This is a genomic window from Rhizobacter sp. P3_C12 (assembly GCF_056402735.1).
In genome coordinates, this window is sequence record NZ_JBFUGW010000614.1 from 1 (window position 1) to 1,071 (window position 1,071).

Annotated in this window: 1 protein-coding gene and 1 pseudogene; both read left to right on the top strand. The window is 71.8% G+C overall.

Going from position 1 to position 1,071, the window contains the following annotated elements:
- A pseudogene (gene aroE / locus AC1DXV_RS34945) lies at nt 1-384 on the top strand (shikimate dehydrogenase); the annotation flags it as partial.
- 10 nt (nt 385-394) lie between these two features.
- Nucleotides 395-1,071, top strand: a 677-nt coding sequence (locus tag AC1DXV_RS34950; protein WP_477938091.1) for a transglycosylase domain-containing protein, incomplete at its 3' end; no start/stop codon positions are given.

Consider the following 1,071-nt stretch of genomic DNA (forward strand, 5'->3'; position numbering starts at 1 on the left):
GTCGACAAGGCGCGGGCGCTGGCGGCACGCCATGCCGCGCCGGCGCGCGACGCCGACGTCGAGCTGCGCGCCACCGGCCTGGCCGACTGCGGCGAGGCCTTCGACGTCGTCGTCAATGCCAGCGCGAGCAGCCTGCAGGGTGCCGAGGTGCCGGTGTCGCCGCGCGTGCTGCGGGCCGGCACGCTGGCGCTGGACATGATGTACGGCCCGGCCGCTGCCGGCTTCATCGGCTGGGCGGCACGGCACGGGGCGCTCGGCCGCGACGGGCTGGGCATGCTGGTCGAGCAGGCCGGCGAGGCGTTCTTCGTCTGGCGCGGCGTGCGGCCGGACACGGCGCCGGTGCTGGCCGAGCTGCAGGCCCGGCTGTCCGCGTCCGCCGCATGAAGAACAGGGCATGAAGAACGCGGCCCGACAGATCGCGCGGCTGATCGCGCTGCTGGTGCTGTCGGTGCTTGCACTGCAGCTGTACTTCCTGGCCCGCATCGCGCTGATGAGCGTCGTCGATCCGCAGTCGACGACCTTCCAGCGCTCCGAGGCGTGGCGGCTGCTGACCGAGCAGCACCAGATCCTGTGGAGCCAGGAGTGGCAGCCCTACGACCACATCGCCGACACGCTGAAGCGCGCGGTGATCGCGTCGGAGGATGCCGGCTTCACCGAGCACAGCGGCGTCGAATGGGATGCGGTCGAGAAGGCCTGGGAGAAGAACCAGCGGGCCGAGGCCYGGGCCGAGCGGATCAACGAGCGCATCGAGCAGCGGCCGGCCAAGGCGCGCGCCACGCCGGCGCGCCGTGCCGAGCCGAAGATCATCGGCGGCTCGACGATCACGCAGCAGCTGGCGAAGAACCTGTTCCTCGGCAGCGAGCGCAGCCTGCCTCGCAAGGCGCAGGAGTTCGTCATCACCTTCATGCTGGAGGGGCTGCTGTCGAAGCAGCGCATCCTCGAGATCTACCTGAACAACGTCGAATGGGGCGAAGGGGTGTTCGGCGCGCAGGCCGCGGCGCGACACTACTTCCGCGTCGACGCGGCCCGGCTCGCGCCAGCGCAGGCGGCCCGCCTGGCGGTGATGCTGCC